At 70.0% G+C, this 19,576-nt stretch carries 22 protein-coding genes; 12 read left to right on the top strand and 10 right to left on the bottom strand.

Annotation, left to right across the window (positions count from 1 at the left end):
- The 5 genes from ABDW35_RS11890 to ABDW35_RS11870 all read right to left on the bottom strand — a co-directional run.
- On the bottom strand, window positions 1-621 hold a 621-nt coding region (locus ABDW35_RS11890), incomplete at its 3' end, for a Gfo/Idh/MocA family oxidoreductase (RefSeq protein WP_343714082.1).
- A 14-nt stretch (window positions 622-635) separates the two neighbouring features.
- Window positions 636-1,499, bottom strand: a complete 864-nt coding sequence (locus tag ABDW35_RS11885) for a carbohydrate ABC transporter permease (protein WP_343714081.1) — start codon at window positions 1,497-1,499, stop codon at window positions 636-638.
- On the bottom strand, window positions 1,492-2,424 hold the full coding sequence (locus ABDW35_RS11880) for a sugar ABC transporter permease (RefSeq protein WP_343714080.1): 933 nt from the start codon (window positions 2,422-2,424) through the stop codon (window positions 1,492-1,494). The genes ABDW35_RS11885 and ABDW35_RS11880 overlap by 8 nt, the downstream gene beginning before the upstream one ends.
- A 5-nt stretch (window positions 2,425-2,429) precedes the next feature.
- Window positions 2,430-3,719 carry an extracellular solute-binding protein gene (locus tag ABDW35_RS11875; RefSeq protein ID WP_343714079.1) on the bottom strand — a complete coding sequence of 430 codons (1,290 nt, stop codon included), beginning with the start codon at window positions 3,717-3,719 and terminating at the stop codon, window positions 2,430-2,432.
- Window positions 3,720-3,780: 61 nt separating this feature from the next.
- The gene (locus ABDW35_RS11870) at window positions 3,781-3,987 is read right to left on the bottom strand and encodes a hypothetical protein (protein ID WP_343714078.1); all 207 of its coding nucleotides are present in this window, start codon (window positions 3,985-3,987) and stop codon (window positions 3,781-3,783) included.
- A 208-nt stretch (window positions 3,988-4,195) separates the two neighbouring features.
- On the opposite strand from ABDW35_RS11870, the gene ABDW35_RS11865 reads away from it, so the two are divergent.
- From ABDW35_RS11865 to ABDW35_RS11835, 7 genes are all read left to right on the top strand, one after another.
- Window positions 4,196-4,876 carry a TetR/AcrR family transcriptional regulator gene (locus ABDW35_RS11865; RefSeq protein ID WP_343714077.1) on the top strand — a complete coding sequence of 227 codons (681 nt, stop codon included), beginning with the start codon at window positions 4,196-4,198 and terminating at the stop codon, window positions 4,874-4,876.
- A 119-nt stretch (window positions 4,877-4,995) separates the two neighbouring features.
- Window positions 4,996-6,147 carry a Gfo/Idh/MocA family oxidoreductase gene (locus ABDW35_RS11860; protein WP_343714076.1) on the top strand — a complete coding sequence of 384 codons (1,152 nt, stop codon included), beginning with the start codon at window positions 4,996-4,998 and terminating at the stop codon, window positions 6,145-6,147.
- Between the two features lie 6 nt (window positions 6,148-6,153).
- Window positions 6,154-7,323, top strand: coding sequence for a dihydrodipicolinate synthase family protein (locus ABDW35_RS11855; RefSeq protein ID WP_343714075.1), 1,170 nt, complete (start codon window positions 6,154-6,156; stop codon window positions 7,321-7,323).
- 196 nt (window positions 7,324-7,519) lie between these two features.
- Window positions 7,520-8,935: a mandelate racemase gene (locus ABDW35_RS11850; RefSeq protein WP_343714074.1), complete on the top strand. Its 1,416-nt coding sequence runs from the start codon at window positions 7,520-7,522 to the stop codon at window positions 8,933-8,935.
- 3 nt (window positions 8,936-8,938) lie between these two features.
- The gene (locus ABDW35_RS11845; protein ID WP_343714073.1) at window positions 8,939-9,769 is read left to right on the top strand and encodes a sugar phosphate isomerase/epimerase family protein; all 831 of its coding nucleotides are present in this window, start codon (window positions 8,939-8,941) and stop codon (window positions 9,767-9,769) included.
- A 184-nt stretch (window positions 9,770-9,953) separates the two neighbouring features.
- On the top strand, window positions 9,954-11,183 hold the full coding sequence (locus ABDW35_RS11840; protein ID WP_343714072.1) for a Gfo/Idh/MocA family oxidoreductase: 1,230 nt from the start codon (window positions 9,954-9,956) through the stop codon (window positions 11,181-11,183).
- 102 nt (window positions 11,184-11,285) lie between these two features.
- Window positions 11,286-12,224, top strand: coding sequence for a DMT family transporter (locus tag ABDW35_RS11835; RefSeq protein ID WP_343714071.1), 939 nt, complete (start codon window positions 11,286-11,288; stop codon window positions 12,222-12,224).
- Window positions 12,225-12,235: 11 nt separating this feature from the next.
- On the opposite strand, the gene ABDW35_RS11830 is transcribed toward ABDW35_RS11835, so the two are convergent.
- The 5 genes from ABDW35_RS11830 to ABDW35_RS11810 form a co-directional block, all read right to left on the bottom strand.
- On the bottom strand, window positions 12,236-12,364 hold the full coding sequence (locus ABDW35_RS11830) for a hypothetical protein (protein WP_343714070.1): 129 nt from the start codon (window positions 12,362-12,364) through the stop codon (window positions 12,236-12,238).
- Between the two features lie 38 nt (window positions 12,365-12,402).
- Window positions 12,403-13,206, bottom strand: coding sequence for a MipA/OmpV family protein (locus ABDW35_RS11825; RefSeq protein WP_343714069.1), 804 nt, complete (start codon window positions 13,204-13,206; stop codon window positions 12,403-12,405).
- 60 nt (window positions 13,207-13,266) lie between these two features.
- Window positions 13,267-14,616, bottom strand: coding sequence for an ATP-binding protein (locus tag ABDW35_RS11820; protein WP_343714068.1), 1,350 nt, complete (start codon window positions 14,614-14,616; stop codon window positions 13,267-13,269).
- Window positions 14,616-15,371, bottom strand: a complete 756-nt coding sequence (locus tag ABDW35_RS11815) for a response regulator transcription factor (RefSeq protein ID WP_343714067.1) — start codon at window positions 15,369-15,371, stop codon at window positions 14,616-14,618. Before ABDW35_RS11815 ends, ABDW35_RS11820 begins: the two co-directional genes overlap by 1 nt.
- 77 nt (window positions 15,372-15,448) lie before the next feature.
- Window positions 15,449-16,339 carry a LysR family transcriptional regulator gene (locus ABDW35_RS11810; protein WP_343714066.1) on the bottom strand — a complete coding sequence of 297 codons (891 nt, stop codon included), beginning with the start codon at window positions 16,337-16,339 and terminating at the stop codon, window positions 15,449-15,451.
- Between the two features lie 97 nt (window positions 16,340-16,436).
- Here ABDW35_RS11810 and ABDW35_RS11805 point away from each other — a divergent pair, with 97 nt between their 5' ends.
- The 5 genes from ABDW35_RS11805 to ABDW35_RS11785 form a co-directional block, all read left to right on the top strand.
- A complete protein-coding gene (locus tag ABDW35_RS11805; protein WP_343714065.1) occupies window positions 16,437-17,153 on the top strand; it encodes an NAD(P)H-dependent oxidoreductase in 717 nt (238 codons plus the stop codon).
- Window positions 17,150-17,734 (top strand): short chain dehydrogenase, encoded by a 585-nt coding sequence (locus ABDW35_RS11800; RefSeq protein WP_343714064.1) that lies wholly within the window; start codon window positions 17,150-17,152, stop codon window positions 17,732-17,734. The genes ABDW35_RS11805 and ABDW35_RS11800 overlap by 4 nt, the downstream gene beginning before the upstream one ends.
- Before the next feature lie 48 nt (window positions 17,735-17,782).
- Window positions 17,783-18,475, top strand: coding sequence for a YafY family protein (locus ABDW35_RS11795; RefSeq protein WP_343714063.1), 693 nt, complete (start codon window positions 17,783-17,785; stop codon window positions 18,473-18,475).
- A 65-nt stretch (window positions 18,476-18,540) separates the two neighbouring features.
- Complete coding sequence (locus ABDW35_RS11790; RefSeq protein ID WP_343714062.1) at window positions 18,541-18,909, top strand: VOC family protein; 369 nt, start codon at window positions 18,541-18,543, stop codon at window positions 18,907-18,909.
- A gap of 295 nt (window positions 18,910-19,204) precedes the next feature.
- Window positions 19,205-19,576, top strand: a 372-nt coding sequence (locus tag ABDW35_RS11785) for an amidase family protein (RefSeq protein WP_343714061.1), incomplete at its 3' end; no start/stop codon positions are given.

Genomic DNA, 19,576 nt, shown 5'->3' with positions numbered 1-19,576 from the left:
GGCGCGGTTGGCGACGGCGGCCGACACCACCTCGACATCGAGCGTGTTGGCGAAGAACAGGAACTGCTCGAACTGATGCGAAGCGATGTCGGTCAGGATGCCGCCATAGCGCGCCCGCTTGAAGAACCAGTCGGGCCGCGTCTTGGCGTTGAGGCGGTGTGGTCCGAGGCCGACGGTGTTGATGACCTTGCCGATCGCGCCGGCCTGCACCAGCTCGCCCGCCTTGACGGTGGACCGGGTCTGGAAATGCTCGGAGTAGCAGATCGAGTAGATCCGGCCGGTTTCGGCCTGCACCCGCCGCACCTCGGCCAACTGCTCCAGCGTGGTCATGCCCGGCTTGTCGGACAGATAGTCCTTGCCGGCCCGCATCACGGCGATGCCGAGCGGCGCCCGGTCGGCCGGGATGCCGGCCGAGGTGACCAGCTTGATCGACGGATCGTCCAGGATGGCGCGCGGGTCGGCGACGCGCTTCGCCTGCGGGTAGCGGGCCTGGAACGGGCCGGCGAGGTCGTCCTCCGGCGCGTGGAAGGCGACGAACTCGCCCCCAGCGCCGAGCAGCGCGTCGACCTGCCCGAAGATGTGGTTGTGGTTGATGCCAATGGCGGCGAAGCGGATGGTCATTCCCAAGTCCCGGTTCAGCGTTTCATGCCGGTGGTGGCGACGCCCTCGATCAGAAGGCGCTGGAAGAACAGGAAGAAGAAGAACACCGGCAGCAGCGTCAGGACGGACATGGCGAACAGCGCGCTCCAGTCCGACTTGCCGGTGGAATCGACGAAGTTCCTGAGGCCGAGCTGGACCGTGTAGGAGCCCATGTCGTTCAGGTAGATCAAGGGCGCGAAGAAATCGTCCCAGGTCCAGATGAAGGAGAAGATCGCCGCGGTGGCCAGCACCGGCTTCGACAGCGGCAGGATGATCTTCCAGTAGATCTTCCACGGGCTGCAGCCATCCATCATCGCCGCCTCGTCCAGCTCGCGCGGGATGCCGCGGAAGAACTGCACCATCAGGAAGATGAAGAAGGCGTCGGAGGCCAGGTATTTCGGCACCACCAGCGGCAGGAAGGTGTCGACCCAGTCCAGGTTCAGGAACAGCACATATTGCGGGATCAGGGTCACGTGGTAGGGCAGCATCAGCGTGCCCAGCATCAGCGCGAACCAGAAGCCGCGGCCGGGGAAGCGCAGCCGGGCGAAGGCGAAGGCGGTCAGCGAGCAGGCGAAGACGTTGCCGACCACCGACAGCCCCGAGATCACCGCCGAGTTCCAGAAGAACTGGCCGAAGCTGATGTCCAGCCCGCTCCAGCCCCGGATATAGGCGTCGAGGCTGAAGCTGCTCGGCCACAGCGAGGCCGAGGAGAAGATCTGGCTGTCGTCCTTGAACGAGCTGGCCAGCATCCACAGCAGCGGATACAGCATCGCCAGCGAGCAGGCGCACAGCGCGATGTGGATCAGCAGCGACCGCGACAGCGGGCGGCGGGCCGGGCCGCCGAGAGCGACGTCACTCATCGTAATGCACCCAGTAGCGCGCCGAGAGGAAGGAGAAGGCGGTGAACAGCGCGATGATCACGACCAGCACCCAGGCCAGCGCCGAGGCGTAGCCCATGCGGAAGTTGCTGAAGGCCTCCTGGTACAGGTACAGCGTGTAGAACAGGGTCGAGTCGATCGGCCCGCCGGTGCCCTCGCTGATGATGAAGGCCGGGGTGAAGGCCTTGAACGCCTCGATCGTCTGGATCACGGCGTTGAAGAACACCACCGGGGTCAGCAGCGGCAGGGTGATGCGCCAGAACCTGTGCCAGGGCTTGGCGCCGTCGATCGACGCCGCCTCGTACAGGTCGCGCGGGATCTGCCGCAGGCCGGCGAGGAAGATGATCATCGGCGACCCGAACTGCCAGACGCTGAGGATCACCAGCGTCGACAGCGCGTAGCTGGGGTTGGAGATCCAGCTCGGCCCCTGGATGCCGAAGATCGCCAGAGCCTGGTTGATCAGCCCGTTGCCGGCGAAGAGCTGCCGCCACAGCACGGCGATGGCGACGCTCGCGCCCAGCAGCGACGGCAGGTAGAACAGCGCCCTGTAGACCGGCAGCCCGGCGATGCCCTTGTTCAGCAGCATCGCCACGCCGAGGGCGAAGGCCAGCTTCAAGGGCACCGCGAACAGCACGAACAGGAAGGTGACCTTCATCGAGGACAGGAACTTCGGATCGGCCGTGGCGATGCGGACGTAGTTCGCCGCCCCGATCCAGCGCGGGTCCTGCAGCAGGTCGAAATCGGTGAAGGACAGGTAGAGCGAGACCAGGATCGGCCCGGCGGTCAGGCCGATGAACCCGATCAGCCACGGCGTCAGGAACATGTAGCCCGAGAGGGTGCGGGACGTGATCCGCCGCCTCCCCCGCGCCCGTTCCGCCCTGCCTGAGGCCTGCACCGCGATGGTCATTGGCGTCACCCGCGATCGAGAATGCTGTTGGCTTCGTCGACGAACTGCTTGGCGCCGTCGGCCGGCGTCGCCTGCTCGAACCCGACCAACTGGTTCACCCGCTTCAGCAGGAAGGCGATCTCGCCCGCGCCCTTGGGCGCCGAGGGCGGCAGGGGGCCGACCTTGTCGGTGACGAAGGAGATGTAGTCGAGCGCGATCTTGTTCTGCGGATCGAGCGTCGGACCCACCACGTCGCGCAGCGCCTTCGAGGCCGGGACCCCGCGCTCGACGCCCAGCACCTTCCCCGCCTCCGGGTCGGTCACATAGTAGTTGACCACGCGCACCGCCTCCTCCGCGACCTTGCTGCGGGCGCTGATGCTCCACAGCATCGACGGCTTCAGGTACTGGCCCGGCTTGGTGCCCGGCCCGCCGCTGGGCTGCATGGTCATGTCCAGCTTGGTCTTGACCAGCGCCTGATGCGCCACGAGCTGGTTGGAGTTGGTGCTGATCGCCGCGGCCTTGCCCAGCGCCAGCATGGTGCTCTCCGGCGAGTCCTTGTCCAGCGCCTGGATATCGGCGGGCGGCACGGCGCCCTTCTGGCGCAGCCCGTGCCAGAAGCCGAACCAGTCCTCCATGTCCTTGGCGTCGAAGCCCAGCCGGCCCTCGGCGGTGTACAGCGACTTGCCGCGCTGGCGGGTCCAGCAGTCGAGCGACGGCTCGACGCCGCCGGCATCCTGCAGGCCCCAGTAGCCCGGCTTCTTCTGGGCCACCTTCGCCGACCAGTCGCCCCACTGCGCCCAGCTCCAGTCCCAGGACGGGGTCTCGACGCCGAGCTGCTTGATGGTCTCGGCGTCGTAGACGAAGGCGGTGGAGTTGTTGCCGAGATTGACGCCGTACAGCTTGCCGTCGACCCGGCCGCAATCGATCGCGTCCTTGCCGAAATCATCGATCTTCAGGATCGAGGGCATGAAGTCGTCGAACGCCAGCAGCGCCCCGCGCCGGGCGTATTCGACGATGTAGCGGTAATCCATCTGGATCAGGTCGGGCGCGTTGCGGCCGGCGGTCTGGGTGGCCAGGCGCGGCCAGTAATCAGGCCAGCCCAGCGTCTCGCCGGTGATGCCGACGCCGGAATGCGCGCCTTCGTACAGCTTGTTGACCTTGTTGGTGCGGTCGGCCCGTTCCTTCGAGCCCCACCAGAACATGCGCAGCCGCGTGTCCTCGGCCAGCGCCGGCATGGAAAGGCCGGAGGCGGCCAGGGCGCCCAGGGCCGCCCCCGCCTTCAGCACCTGCCTGCGATTCGTGGTCAGCGTCGCCATCTCGTGTTCCTCCTCTGCTTCGCGCCCCTTCTCCCCGAAGGCGCTGGTCGTTGTCCCTGCGTCAGCCGCGGCCGGGCATGGCGGTCATGCCGCCTGCAGGCGGCCCGCTGCTGCCGATGATGAAGGGAATGGTCCCGGGCCCCCGGGATGCCGCGCGCGATGCGATCCCCGCCGCCCCCGCGGGACGGACCGGCCCGGAAACAGCGAGACCGGCGACGCCGATCCCGGCCTCCAGGGCGTGCCTGCGGCTCGACCGCAGCGGCGTCATCGCGTTCCTCCTGATGCTTCGCCCCGTCGATGGGCGCGGCGTTGCAAGCGGTGGTCGGTTGGTGCCTGAGGCAGGCCTTCGACCGAAGGCCGGCGAGACGATGTTATAACCAGTTGGTTACAAGCTAGATCGATGCGATGATGGCTGTCAACACGAACCCCGGCGGCGGCGCTGCGTCGCCCCCGGCCCTGACCGAGGCCGCCCAGACGTGAGCATCAGCGACGAGACCATCGACGCCCCGACGAAAGATACGCCGAAGCGCACCGCCGCCAAGGCCGTGCGCGACCCGGAACGCACCAGCGCGGCGATCCTCGCCGCCGCGGTGAAGGAGTTCATGGAGAAAGGGTACAGCGGCGCGCGCATCAACGAAATCGCCAAGCGCGCCGGCGCCAACAAGCGCATGCTGTACCATTATTTCGGCGACAAGGAGGCGCTGTACCTGGCGGTGCTGGAGGGCGCCTATGTCGCCATCCGCTCGGCCGAGAGCAAGCTGCACCTGGCCGATCACGACCCGGTCGACGGCATCCGCGAGCTGGCGCTGTTCACCTGGCGCTATTTCATCGAGCATCCGGAGTTCCTCAGCCTGCTGGCGACCGAGAACCTGATGAAGGCCAAGCATCTGAAGCGCTCGGCCCGCATCTTCGACCTGCACTCTCCCCTGGTCGCCGTGATCTCGGAGCTGCTGAAGCGCGGCGCCGCCAAGGGCGTGTTCCGGGCCGATGCCGACCCGGTGAAGGTCTATGTCAGCATCGCCTCGCTGGGCGCCTTCTACCTGTCGAACCGCTACACGCTGTCGACCATCTTCCGGCGGGAGCTGACCGAACCCAAGGCCCTGGCCGAATGGGGCGACCACATCGCCGAGATGATCCTGGCGTCGCTGCGCCCCTGATCCTTGGTTCAACCGGCGCCGCGGCCTCTTGACGCGCGGGGCCGTTCCGTGGTCGGCTAGTAACCAGTTGGTTACAATCATGGCCGGGAATTTCCCCCGTGCCGCAAGGGGAGGGAAGCATGGCCACCCAGCGCCTCGGGCTCATCATGCACGGCGTCACCGGCCGCATGGGCTACAACCAGCATCTGGTGCGCTCGATCTGCGCCATCCGCGACCAGGGCGGCGTGCTGCTGCCGAATGGCGACCGGGTGATGCCCGACCCAATCCTGGTCGGCCGCAATGCCGAGAAGGTCGAGCAGTTGGCCAGGCGCCACGGCATCGCCCGCTGGAGCGACGATCTCGACAAGGCCCTGGCCAGCCGCGACGACACGCTGTTCTTCGACGCCGGGTCGACCCAGATGCGGGCCGAGCTGCTGACCCGCGCCATCGACGCCGGGAAGCATGTCTATTGCGAGAAGCCGATCTCCGAGACGCTGGAGGTCGCGACCAGGCTGGCCCGCCACGCCGACGCCCGCGGCATCCGCCACGGTGTGGTCCAGGACAAGCTGTTCCTGCCCGGGCTGCAGAAGATCCGCATGCTGCGGGATTCCGGCTTCTTCGGCCGGATCTTCGCGGTGCGCGGCGAGTTCGGCTACTGGGTGTTCGAGGGCGACTGGCAGCCGGCGCAGCGGCCGAGCTGGAACTACCGCAAGGGCGATGGCGGCGGCATCATTTTGGACATGCTGTGCCACTGGCGCTACGTGCTGGACAACCTGTTCGGCGAGGTGAAGTCGGTCAGCTGCCTGGGCGCCACCCATATCCCGGAGCGGGTGGACGAGAACGGCAAGCGCTACGCCGCCGATGCCGACGACGCGGCCTATGCCACCTTCCAGCTCGAGGGCGGGGTGATCGCCCACATCAACTCCTCCTGGGCCGTGCGGGTGCGGCGCGACGACCTGGTGACCTTCCAGGTCGACGGCACCCATGGCTCGGCCGTGGCCGGGCTGACCCGCTGCTTCACCCAGCACCGGGTGAACACGCCGCGGCCGGTGTGGAACCCGGACCAGCCGCAGACCATGAAGTTCCTCGACCAGTGGGAAGAGGTGCCGGACAACGTCGTCCACGACAACGGCTTCAAGGTGCAGTGGGAGGATTTCATCCGCCACGTCGCCGCCGGCACGCCCTGGAAGTTCACCCTGTGGGAGGGCGCCAAGGGCGTGCAGCTGGCCGAGGCCGGGCTGCAGAGCTGGGCCGAGCGGCGCTGGGTCGACCTGCCGGCGCTGGAGCGCTGAGCCATTATGGCGTCGCTCACCCTCCCCCGCGCCGGCGGCGGTCTCGAGACCTACGCGATCCGCAACGCGCCTTTGCCGATGCCGGCCCCGGGCAGCGCCCCGGCCTTCAACCGGGTCGCCTATGCCGCGGCGCATGTCGTGGCCGACCCGCTGGCCGACAACGATCCCTGGCTGGACACGGCGGTCGACTGGAACCGCACCATCGCCTTCCGCCACTATCTCTGGGATCTCGGCCTTGGCGTGGCCGAAGCGATGGACACCGCCCAGCGCGGCATGGGGCTGGACTGGCCGACCGCCAAGGCGCTGATCGGCCGCGCCCTGGCCGGGGCGAAGGAGCGGCCGGGCGCCGTGATCGCCTGCGGCGCCGGCACCGACCACCTGCCGCCCGGCCCCGGCGTCACCATCGCCGACGTGATCGCAGCCTATGAGCAGCAGATCGAGGCGGTGGAAGGCCTGGGCGGCCGGGTGATCCTGATGGCCAGCCGGGCGCTGGCCGTCGCGGCCAAGGGGCCGGACGACTATGTCCGCGTCTATGGTCATATTCTGCGCCAGGTGAAGCAGCCGGTGATCCTGCACTGGCTCGGCGAGATGTTCGACCCGGCCCTGGCCGGCTATTGGGGCGACGCCGACCACGACCGGGCGATGGACACCTGCCTGGCCGTGATCCGCGACAGCGCCGCCAAGGTCGACGGCATCAAGATCTCGCTGCTGTCGAAGGAGAAGGAGATCGCGATGCGCCGCCGGCTGCCGGCGGGCGTGCGCATGTACACCGGCGACGACTTCAACTACGCCGAGCTGATCGCCGGCGACGAGCAGGGCTACTCCGACGCGCTGCTCGGCATCTTCGACGCCATCGCCCCCGCCGCCTCGGCCGGGCTGGCGCGGCTGACCGCCGGCGACGAGGCCGGGTTCCACGACATCCTGGCGCCGACCGTGCCGCTGAGCCGGCACATCTTCAAGGCGCCGACCCGCTTCTACAAGACCGGGGTCGTGTTCCTGGCTTATCTGAACGGCCTGCAGGACCATTTCCTGATGATCGGCGGCCAGCAGAGCACCCGGTCGCTGCCGCATCTGGCCGAGCTGTTCCGCCTGGCCGACGCCGCCCGCGTGCTGCGCGACCCGGACCTGGCGGTGCAGCGGATGCGCAAGGTCCTGGCGCTGGGCGGGGTGGAATGAGGCAGCTGTCGCAGGCTTTCCCGTTCATCCTCCCCCTCCCCTTGCGGGAGGGGGTAGGGGGAGGGGATTGCCGACGGCAGGGCCGCTCCCTAATCCGGGGCACCGCTCTTGCGGCACGAGCCCCCTCCCCCTGCCTCCCTCCCGCAAGGGGAGGGGGAGGATATAGGGCTAAGCTGCGCTCGCCCGGAGTCTGCGAATGACCGCCCCCCGCCTGCGCGTCGTCGAGGCCCGGCTGTATGAGCGGCCGGTGCGGTTCCGGCTGCCCTTCCGCTTCGGCGCCGCCACCGTCACCGCGGCGCCGCAGGCCTTCCTGCGGCTGACGGTCGAGGCCGCGGACGGCCGCCGGGCCGAAGGACAGGCGGCCGAGCTGATGGTGCCGAAATGGTTCGACAAGGACCCGGCCCTCTCCGAGCAGCAGAACTTCGACCAGCTGCGCCGGTCGCTCGCCCTCGCCCGCCCGTTCTATCTGGACGGCCCCCCTGCCCCGGCCTTCGCGCTGAGCGCCGCGATCGAGCCGCGGCAGCACGCCGCCTGTGCGGCCGAAGGGCTGGGCGGGCTGATCGCCTCCTTCGGCCTCGCCCTGTTCGACCGCGCCGTGATCGACGCGCTGTGCCGGATCGAAGGGATCGACGCGGTCACGGCGGTGCGCGGCAACCGGATCGGCCTGACCGCCGCCACCGCCCCGGATCTCGGGGATTTCGACCTCGGCCTGTTCCTGGCCGGGCTGGCGCCCGCCAACCACATTTACGCCCGGCACACGGTCGGGCTGGCCGACCCGGTCACCACCGCCGAGATCGCCGAGCCTCTCAATGACGGGCTGCCGCAGAGCCTGGAGCAGGCGATCGCCGCCTATGGCCACAGCCATTTCAAGCTGAAGCTGAGCGGCCAGGCCGAGTCCGACCTGGGCCGGCTGCGCCGGATCGCCGCCGTGCTGGACCGGCTGCCGGACTACCGCGTCACCCTGGACGGCAACGAGCAGTTCGCCGAGGCCGGGCGGGTGGCGGAGTTCTGGGACCGCCTCGCCGCCGACCCTGCCCTGGCCCGGCTGCGATCCGCGGTGCTTTTCCTGGAGCAGCCGATCGCCCGCGCCCGGGCGCTGGCCGAGCCGATCCATGCCCTGGCCGAGCGCGTGCCGGTCGAGATCGATGAATCCGACGCCGAGATCGGCGTGTTCCCGAGGGCGCGCACGCTGGGCTATCGCGGCATCTCCTCGAAATCCTGCAAGGGCTTCCACCGGGCGCTGCTGAACCGGGCCCGGATCGCCAAATGGAGCGCCGAGGACGGAATCCGCTACTTCCTGTCGGCCGAGGACCTGACGACCCAGGGCGGCGTCGCCCTGCAGCAGGACTTGGTGCTGGCGGCGCTGGGCGGCACCGGCCATGTCGAGCGCAATGGCCATCACTATGTCGACGGCATGGCCGGCGCGCCCGCGGCCGAGCAGCGCGCCTTCCTGGCCGCCCACCCCGACCTCTATGCCGATGCCGGCGGCCGCGCCCGCCTGAGCATCCGCGGCGGGCGTCTCGCCATCGGCTCGGTGCTGGCCGCGCGCGGCCTGGGCACCGCCCTCACCCCCGACTGGTCGGCGATGGCCGACGGATCGACGGAGATCTGATCCATGGCGACCGAAGGTCTGTCGATCAACCTCGCCACCACCCGCATGCAATGGGACATGCGCCAGGCGGCCGAAGCCTGCCTGGGCCACGGCATCACCGCCATCGCCCCCTGGCGCGACCAGGTGCAGAAGATCGGCCTGGACGAGGCGGCGCGGATCGTCCGCGACAACGCCTTCCAGGTCACCGGCCTGTGCCGCGGCGGCATGTTCCCGGCCGGCGACCCGGAGGCGCGGCAGGCCGCGATCGACGACAATCTGCGCGCGGTGGACGAGGCGGCGGCGCTGGGCGCCGACTGCCTGGTGCTGGTGGTCGGCGGGCTGCCGCAGGGCTCGCGCGATATCGGCGCAGCCCGGCAGATGGTGGCCGACGGCATCGCCGCCATCCTGCCGCATGCCCGGGCCAGCGGCATCCCGCTGGCGATCGAGCCGCTGCACCCGATGTACGCGGCCGACCGCGCCTGCGTGAACACGCTGAAGCAGGCGCTGGACATCTGCGACCTGCTGGGCGACGGCATCGGTGTCGCCATCGACGTCTACCATGTCTGGTGGGACCCGGAGCTGATGCCGCAGATCGCCCGCGCCGGCGCCGAGGGGCGCATCCTGGCGCATCACATCTGCGACTGGCTGGTGCCGACCACGGACCTGCTGCTGGACCGCGGCATGATGGGCGACGGGGTGATCGACCTGCGCGGCATCCGCGCCGCGATCGAGGCCGCAGGCTTTACCGGGCCGCAGGAGGTCGAGATCTTCTCGGCCGAGACCTGGTGGAAGCGCCCGGGCGACGAGGTCTTGAAGACCTGCATCGAGCGCTACGAGACGCATTGCACGCTGTAAGAGCAAATCGCTGGGTACAAATGTCGCCAATCCCAGAACCGTCATCGCGAGGAGCGAAGCGACGTGGCGATCCAGGGGTCCGTGCCGCTGGATCGCCACGCCCCTGCGGGGCTCGCGATGACGGTTCCGGGTTGGCCTGGACCGCACGATCGGACGTGACGGGCACTCTGTAACGGAGGCGAGGATGGGCGAAGGCAAGACGAGGGTCGCGCTGGTCGGAACCGGCCATCGCGGCGCCGGGACCTGGGGCCGGGAGCTGCTGGCCCAGGTCGGCGACGTGGTCGAGATGGTTGGGCTGTGCGACCAGAACCCGCTGCGGCTGGAGCGGGCGCGGGCGGCAATCGGTGTCGACGCGCCGACCTATACCGATCTCGGCGCCATGCTGCGCGAGACCCGGCCGGACCGGCTGATGGTGTGCAGCCGCGACAGCGTGCATGACGAGCACATCGTGCAGGCGCTGGAAGCCGGCGTCGACGCGATGACCGAGAAGCCGATGACCACGACGGCGGAGAAGTGCCGCCGCATCCTGGAGGCGGAGAGGCGCACCGGCCGCCGGGTCGACGTCACCTTCAACTACCGCTACGCGCCGACCTCGCAGCGGATCAAGCAGCTGCTGCTGGACGGCGCCATCGGCGACGTCGTGTCGGTCGACTTCCACTGGTATCTCGACACCAAGCACGGCGCCGATTACTTCCGCCGCTGGCACGCCTATCGCCAGTACTCTGGCAGCCTGTTCGTGCACAAGGCCACCCACCATTTCGACCTGCTGAACTGGTACCTGGCGTCGGAGCCCGAGGAGGTGTTTGCACGCGGCGAGCTGCGCCATTACGGCCGCAAGGGCCCGTTCCGCGGGCCGCGCTGCAAGACCTGCCCGCATGCCGGCGAATGCGACTTCCATTTCGACGTCTCGGCCGACCCCTGGCTGACCACGCTGTACGAGGATCCGTCGCGCGAGGACGGCTATGTCCGCGACGCCTGCGTGTTCCGCGAGGACATCGACATCCCGGACACGATGTCGGCGGCGCTGCGCTACAAGAACGGCGTCCAGGTCTCCTACTCGCTCAACACCTTCATGCCGATCGAGGGCCACCATCTGGCCTTCAACGGCACCAAGGGTCGGATCGAGGTGCGGCAATACGAGCGTCAGCCCTGGACCACGCCGCCGGCCGACGAGATCCTGCTGATGCGCAACTTCGGCAAGGTCGAGCACATCTGGGTGCCGCAGGAGCATGGCGGCCATTGGGGCGGCGACCCGAAGATGCAGGCGATGCTGTTCCGCCCCGGCATCCCGGACCCGCTGGGCCTGCGCGCCGACGCCCGCGCCGGGGCGCTGGCGGTGCTGTGCGGCGTCGCGGCGCTGCAGAGCATCGACAGCGGCCGCAGCGTCGCCGTAGCGCCGCTGCTGCAGGGCTGAATCCGCCGCCCCTTCCCGTCCGGCCGGTTTTCCGCCACCTTGCCGGCCGAGCGGGAGGAAGCGGACAGTGACCGGATTCGACATCGGGCGGGAGGGGCGCGGATGAGCCCGTCCGCCGACATCGCCAAGGCGTCCACCGGCAGCGCGCCGCTGCTGGGGCTGCTGCTGCTCTGCTCCTTCCTGTGGGCCACCGCCTATCTGCTGATGAAGGTGCTGGGCACCGACATCGCCCCGGTACCACTGGCCGCGATCCGCGGCCTGATGGGCGGCGGCCTGCTGGCGCTATGGCTGCTGGCCCGCGGCCAAAGCGTCCTGCCGCGCGACCGGGAATGGCGCGACTGGATCGTGCTGGGCATCCTGCAGGGCATCATCCCGAACACGCTGACCGCCTATGCCCTGGCCGACACCGAGGCCGGCCTCGCCGCGCTGATCGCGGCGTCGAGCCCGCTGATGGTAGCGGTGCTGGCGCATCTGCTGTTCAGTGACCAGCGGCTGAGCGGCCGGCGCGCCATCGGCGTTCTGGTCGGCTTCGCCGGCATGGCCATCCTGCTGGGCCCCGCCGCCTTCGCCGGCACCTCGGCCGGGCTGTTCGGGCCGCTGGCGATGGCGGCGACGGCCGCCAGCTACGCCTTCGGTGTGATCTATGTCCGCAGTATCCCGTCGCCGCAGCCGGTGCGACTGGCGCTGGGCCAGCAGGTCTTCTCCGGCCTGCCGAGCCTGGTCGCGGTGCTGGCCGTCACCGGCCCCGCCGCCTTCGCCGCGGTGCCGGAACACGGGCTGGCGCTGCTGTTCTTCGGCATCTTCTCCACCGCCGTGCCGATCGCGCTGTACATGCAGATCCTGCGCCTGGCCGGGCCGACGCTGGGGTCGATGAACGCCTACCTCACCCCGGTCTGGACCGTGCTGCTGGGGGTGCTGGTGCTGCACGAGACGATCGGCCTGAACGAGATCGCCGGCGGGCTGGTGGTGCTGGCCGGCATCGCCATCGTCTCCTCGGCCAGCCGGCGCCGCGGCCCGGCGGCGGGCGCCGCCCGCCCCTGACCCGTCCGGGGCTATGCGCCGTCCCGGAGAGCCGGAAGGACACACAGCAGGATCGTGGCGAGCCAGAGCACGGCCAGGATCATGATGCCCGGCTCCACGATCTCGATGACGGCGCCGAGCCAGAGCATTCCCAGATCCATCGCGGCCTCCTCGACGGTCTCGATCGATGGTCGCGGCCTCAGAACCGATAGCCGATCGCCAGCCCGACCGAGGGCTGCACCCTGCTCTCGGTGATCGGGCTGTCCGCCGCGTCGCCGAGCAGGATTCCGACGCCGGCATTCGCCGCGGCGAACCAGCTCTCCGAGATCGCCCAGTTCAGGCCGATGCGGAGATCGACGCTCTTGAACCCGGCTCCGGCGTCGTAGCGCTCCAGCCCCGATTTCCGCGACTGCGACGACGAGACGCCGAAGAAGCTCTGCATGTAGTCGTCATTGGCCCAGGTGGCGGAGACGCCGGAGGACAACGTCCAGCTCTCGGCCAGCGGCACCTTCACGGACACGCCGGGCCGGACCAGTACGCCCTCGCTGCCGCCGAAATCCTTGGAGACGTCGAGGCCGAGCTGCACCATGCCGAAGGAGTAGGAGCCGAAGACATGGCCGCGCGCCGCCATGTCGATGTCGCCCAAGCCTTCCAGATGGTCCTCGTCATCCTCGTCCCGGCCCGGCGCGAAGCCGACCGACACGCCCAGCCGCAGCACGTCGGTGCGGACAACGTTGACGCCGAGCCCGCGCTCCATGTCGAGGAAGACCCGGTCCCGCCAGTTGATCGAGACGAAGGGCAGCGGCGACACCGAGAACTTGTCGGAGCCCTCATAGCTCGGCCGGACCATGGCACCGCCGCCGAGCAAGAAGCTCCAGTCGCCGCGGGCCGGCGCCTCCTGGGCTGCCGCCGGTGCGGCAGCGGCGGCCAGGACCGCACAGCCGCCGGCCGTGCGAACAAGTCGCCCCAAAGACGAAAGGGCGGTCGACGAAGACACTGACATGCGATTCATCCCGTGGCTCGATGGAGCCGCGAGAGTAGGAGCGGGGCGGATAGCCCGGTTTTAAGTTCTGTTAAGAGATATTGCGGCCGGCAGCGAGATGCGGACGACCAGGCCGTGCGGCGCATGGTCCAGCAGATCGATCCGTCCGCCATGGCCGCGGACGACGTCCCGCGCGATCGACAGGCCCAGCCCAAAGCCCCGCCCCGCCGCGGCCGGCCGCGCATCGTCGCCCTTGAAGAAGGGATCGAAGACCTTCTCGCGCAGCGGCGCCGGGATGCCCGGCCCGTCATCCGCCACCTCGATCTCCGCCCTGCCGGCTTCGCCGAGCCGCAGCCCGACCCGCACCGCCGACCCGTGCTGGACCGCATTGTCGACGATGTTGCTGACCGCCCGCGCCAAGGCGTTGGGCCGGCACACCCAGGCCAGGCGCGGCGGCCCGGCATAGGCGATGTCATGGCCGACATCGGCGAATTCGGTGCAGACCGTCTGCAGCAGGCTGGGCAGGTCGACCCGCGACATCGGCTCCTCCCGCATGCCGGGGCGCAGATACTCCAGCGTCTCGTCCAGCATGCCGCTGATCCGCACCACCTCGCGCAGGATGCCGTCCCGCAGCTCCGAATCCCCGATCCGCTCGGCCCGCAGACGCAGGCGGGTCAGCGGCGTCCGCAGGTCGTGGCTGATCGCGGCCAGCATGCGGGTGCGGTCGTCGATCAGGGCGCGGATGCGGGTGCGCATGTCGTTGAGGGCGTCGGCCACCTGGCCGATCTCGCGCGGCCCGCGGCGGTCGATCAGGCGGTCATCGTCGGGCGAATGGCCGAAGGATTCGGCCGCACGCCCCAGCGCCGACAGCGGCGCGATGATCCAGCGCACCGCATAGACCGACAGGAACACGACGAAGACAAGCATCGTGATGATGATCAGGACAGTGGGCCGGAGGATGAACCGCCACAGGCTGGACAGGGTGGGGGCCGCGAACAGCAGGGCGGATTGGTCGTCGAGCTGCACGATCAGGCCGTCGCCGGCGCCGGGGTGGAAGTCGGCGCTGCGCACCTCGATGTCCCAGAGGGTCCTCAGCTGAAACGCGATCACGCCGGTCGCGAACGGCATCGGCGCATCCGCCGGCCGGGCCGTGAACTCCGCCACCGGCACCCGGACGGCGCCGAAGCCGGCCCGCCGGGCGACGTCGAGGATCTTGTCGAGCTCCTCCACGGTCTCGGCGGTCTGGGCGATCTGGATGACCTTGCCGATCCCCGTCGCCGAGAGCGAATCCCCGTCCCGCGCGTCGGGCTCCCGGAAGAACAGGAACAGGATGGCGCTGGTCAGCCCGATGCCGAGCAGCACCGAGACCGCGAAGATCCCGCTGATCTGGACGGCTATGCTGTGCGGGACCAGGCGGAAGAGGAACCGCATCAAGCCGGCTCGACCCGCTCGGTGAACATGTAGCCGCCGAGGCGCACGGTCTTGATGAAGCGCGGGTTGTCGGGGTCGGGCTCGATCTTCTGGCGGATGCGGCTGACATGGACGTCGATGCTGCGCTGCACCGGGCTGGCCAGCCCGCTATGGGTCAGCTCGATCAGCTGGTCGCGCGACAGCACCTGGCCGGGATGGCGGCACAGCGCCGCCAGCAGGTCGAACTCGACGCTGGTCATCGCCACCTGCACTCCGTCGGGATCGTGCAGCTGGCGTGAGGCCGGGTCGATCCGCCAGCCGGCGAAGCGCAGGGATCGGGCGCGGCCGGCGTCGCGGCCGCCCTGGACGCGGCGCAGCAGAGCCCGGATGCGGGCCACCAGCTCGCGGGAATCGAACGGCTTGGGCAGGTAGTCGTCGGCCCCGATCTCCAGCCCGACGATCCGGTCGACCGCGTCGCCGCGCGCCGTCACCATGATGATCGGGATGGCCGAGGCGGCCCGCAGCCGGCGGCAAATGCTGAGCCCGTCCTCCCCCGGCAGCATGATGTCGAGCACGACGAGGTCGACCTTGGTGAGGCGCAGCACCGCGTCCATCTCCGCCGCCTCGGTCACGGCCGAAACGGTGAAGCCGCTCTCCGACAGGACGCCCTGCAGCATCCGGGAGATCTCGAGATCATCCTCGACGAGGAGGACGTGCGGCTGAGCCTCCGGGCGCGCCGCCGCGGCGGTCGGCATGGTCTTTCTGGGTCCCGACATGGGCTCATTGTCTCAGCGGGCCGGCGGGCGATCATCCGTCCAAATATTATTTTTTGTAAACGCCACCGCAGCCCACCCTATCGGCTTCGCAGCACGTCGATGAAGGCGCGCAGCGCCGGCGGCATCTGCCGGCGGCCTGGGTGGTAGAGGTAGAAGCCCGGGAAGCGGGGCGACCAGTCCCCCAGCACCCGCCGCAGCCGCCCGGCCTCGACATCGGCCTGCACCTGGCAGTCGAGCAGATAGGCGATGCCGACGCCCCCGAGCGCCGCCTGCAGCATCAGCGCGGTGTCGTTCACCACAAGCGGCCCGTCGACGGCCAGCGTGACCTCCTGCCCGCCCTTTGCGAACTCCCAGCGGTACAGGTCGCCGCCGCCCGGCCAGCGGAAGCGCAGGCAGCGGTGGCGGTGCAGATCGGCGGGGCTCTCCGGCACGCCGTGCTCCGCGAGATAATCCGGCGTCGCCACCGCCGCCAGTTCCAGCGCGCAGGTCAGCGGCACCGCCACCATGTCGCGCTCCAGCGTCTCGCCCAGCCGGATCCCCGCATCGAAGCGGCCGGCGACGATGTCGGTGATGGTGTCGTCGACCACCACCTCCAGCTCGACGCCGGGATGGGTGCTGTGGAACCGGCCAAGCGCCGGCCCGACGAAATGGGATGCGGCGAAGCGCGGCACGTTGATGCGCAGCCGCCCGGCCGGCGCATCGCGGAAACGGTTCACCTCCTCCACCGCCTGGTCGAATTCGGCGAAAAGCGGCCGCAGCCGGTCCAGGAGGCGCTCGCCCGCCTCGGTCGGGGTGACACTGCGGGTGGTGCGGTTCAGCAGGCGGACACCCAGCCGCCCCTCGAGGCCGCGCAGGGTCTGGCTGAGCGCCGAGGGCGAGACGCCGAGACGCCTGGCGGCGCGGGAGAAGCTTGCCGCCTCCGCCACCGCGGCGAAGGCCCGCAGCTCGGCATAGTCGCTGCCGCGCATTCTGCATCATTTCCTTCAAGACTATTGAAGATTATGAGCCATTCTCTTCACGGAGGCGAGGCCGCATCCTCAGGGCGAAGACATCGAGGCGACCGCCATGAAGATCCTCATCGTCCATGCCCATCCCGAGCCGCGCAGCTTCAACGGCGCGCTGACCGACACGGCGCGGCGCTGTCTGGCCGAGGCCGGGCACGAGCTCGTGGTCTCCGACCTCTACGCCATGGGCTGGGATCCGCGCTCCGGCCGCGGCAACTTCACCGGCGCGCTGGACCCGGATTATTTCAGGCAGCAGCAGGAGGAGGCGCATGCCACCGCGACCGCCGGCTTCGCCCCTGATGTGCGGGCCGAGTTGGACAAGCTGGCCTGGTGCGACGCGCTGGTGTTCCAGTTCCCGCTCTGGTGGTTCTCGCTGCCGGCGATGCTGAAGGGCTGGGTCGATCGCGTCTTCGCCATGGGCGCGGTCTATGGCGGCGGAGTCTGGTACGACCGCGGCCGCTTCGCCGGCCGCCGGGCCATGCTGTCGCTGACCGTCGGCGGCCCGGCGACAATGTACGGGCCGGACGGGCTGAACGGCGAGATCGGCCAGCTGCTGTACCCGATCCAGCACGGTATGCTGCGCTTCACCGGCTTCGACGTGCTGCCGCCCTTCATCGCCTGGCAGCCGGCCCGGATCGGCGAGGAGGGCCGGCGGGCATATCTGGAGCAGTACCGGCAGCGGCTGCTGACCCTTGCGAGCACCGAGCCGCTGCGCTTCCCGAGCCTCGACGACTACGACCCCGAGACCTATGTGCTGAAGCCGGGAGCGGCGGCATGACGATCGTCGTCATCGGCGCCGGCGGCACGATCGGATCGGCCGTCGCCGCCGCGCTGGAGCCACGGCACGAGGTGGTGCGGGCGTCGCGCCGTGGCGTCCCGGCCGTAGACATGGAGGATCGGACGTCGATTGCAGCCCTGCTGGCCGCGGCCACCCCGCTCGACGCCGTGGTCTGCTGCGCCGCCAGCGCCCGGATGGCACCGATCGACGCACCGGACGAGGCCTTTCTCGACGGCCTGCACACCAAGCTGCTGGGCCAGGTGGCGCTGCTCCGGCTCGCCCTGCCCCGGCTGCGCGACGGCGGCTCGGTCACCCTGACCGCCGGCACCTTCGATCCGCCAATGGCCGGCGCCGCCTTCGGCGCCCTGGTCAATGCCGGGCTGGAGGCCTTCGTCCGGGCCGCGGCGCTGGAGCTGCCGCGCGGCCTGCGGGTCAACGCCGTCAGCCCCGGCTGGGTGCGCGAGACGCTGCAAGCGATGGGCCGGGACGGCGGCACGCCGGCCGCCGAGGTCGCCCGCGCCTATGTCGAGGCGGTGGAGGGTCCCTTCACCGGCCGGGTCCTGGTGCCGGGCGCCCACTGACATCGCTGCCAGGATCTGGCAGCATGGCCTCCTCGACCAGGAGGGGCCGTGTCGCGATCCGAACGCCTGCTGGGGCTGATCCAGGTGCTGCGCCGCCATCGCCGGCCGGTCAGCGGCCGCGCCCTGGCGGCGGAGACCGGGGTCAGCCTGCGCACCCTCTACCGCGACATCGCCACGCTGCAGGCCCAGGGCGCCGACATCGAGGGCGAGCCGGGGCTGGGCTATGTGCTGCGGCCCGGCTTCATGCTGCCGCCGCTAATGTTCTCGGAGGATGAGATCGAGGCGCTGGTGCTGGGCTCGCGCTGGGTGGCCCGGCGCGCCGACGACCGGCTGGGCGACGCCGCCCGCAACGCCCTGGCCAAGATCGCGGCGGTGCTGCCGGAGGATCTGCGCCAGGGCCTGGACGCCAGCACCCTGTTGGTCGGCCCCGGCCAGCCGATCGCCGGCGGCGGCATCGACCTCGCGGCCGTGCGCCAGGCGATCCGGGGCGAGCGCAAGCTGGCCATCGCCTATCGCGGCCCGGAGGGTGCGGAGACGCGGCGGGTGATCTGGCCCTTCGCCCTCGGCTTCTTCGACCAGGTCCGGATGGTGGTGGCGTGGTGCGAGCTGCGCCAGGGCTTCCGCCATTTCCGCACCGATCGGATCCTGGAGGCGGCCACCATCGAGGCCCGTTATCCGCGCCGCCGCCAAGCCCTCCTCAAGGAATGGCGCGAGACCCAGGGCATCGCCTCCGGCGATTGACTGCTGCCGGAAACTGACAGCATCGGCGCGCATCCTGGGCTCGTCACCGCACCAGGAGAACCCCGATGCCGATCCCCAGCTACACCCTGCTCTATGTCGACAATCCGCCGGCCAGCGCCGCCTTCTATGCCGGGCTACTGGGCCGCGAGCCGGTCGAATCCGCCCCCACCTTCGCGCTGTTCCTGCTCGACGGCGGCGCCAAGCTCGGCCTGTGGTCGCGCCACACGGTCGAGCCGGCGGCGACCGCGGCCGGCGGGGGCGGCGAGATCGGCTTCAGCGTCGCCGACGCTGCGACGGTCGAGAGCCTGCACGAAGAGTGGCGCGGCCGCGGCCTGCCGATCCTGCAGCCGCCGACCACGCTGGATTTCGGCCACACCTTCGTCGCCCTCGATCCCGACGGCCACCGCCTGCGGGTGTTCGCGCTGACGGTGTGAGGAACCGGACATCTTCAACGGCACAGCCCGAACCCCCTCACCCTCCCGCCGCCAACGCGGCGGGCCCCTCACTCTCCCCAAGGAGAGGGGGAATAGGAGCTGCGGCCCCTTCACCTCTCCTCCGGGGAGAGGTCGAAATCGCGAAGCGATTTCGGGTGAGGGGGCGGCTCCGGCCCGTCCACTCGATTGCCTGTCGCTGGGCCTCGACAAATCGCCCCGCGGCTGGTCGAGTAGCGGATCGCACCCGGCCGGCGGCCCGCCGGGGCGACGGGATCCGGGGCCGTGGACCACGCCCGTGACCGACCTGTCCCAGATCTCCGCCGCCGCCCTCGGCCGCCTCTACCTCTCCGGCGCGACCGACCCGGTCACCGCCACCGAATTCTTCTTCGACCGCATCCGCGCCTGTCCGGACAAGGCGATCTTCCTGCTGGTGACCGAGGCGCGGGCGCGGCGCGAGGCCGAGGCCAGCCTGAAGCGCTACCGCGCCGGCAGGCCGCTGGGACCGCTGGACGGCGTGCCGATCGCCTGGAAGGATCTGGTCGACCTGGAGGGCACGGTCACCACCGCCGGCGCCGAGGTGCTGCGGAACGCCCCGCCGGCCAAGGCCGACGCGCCGATCGCCCGCCACCTGGCCGCTGCCGGCATGGTCAGCCTGGGCAAGGTCAAT

The sequence above is a fragment of the Inquilinus sp. genome (assembly GCF_039594555.1).
Classification (GTDB): Bacteria; Pseudomonadota; Alphaproteobacteria; order DSM-16000; family Inquilinaceae; genus Inquilinus.
Note: the sequence above shows the minus strand (reverse complement) of the source record. Positions and strands in the feature narration are given on the sequence as shown.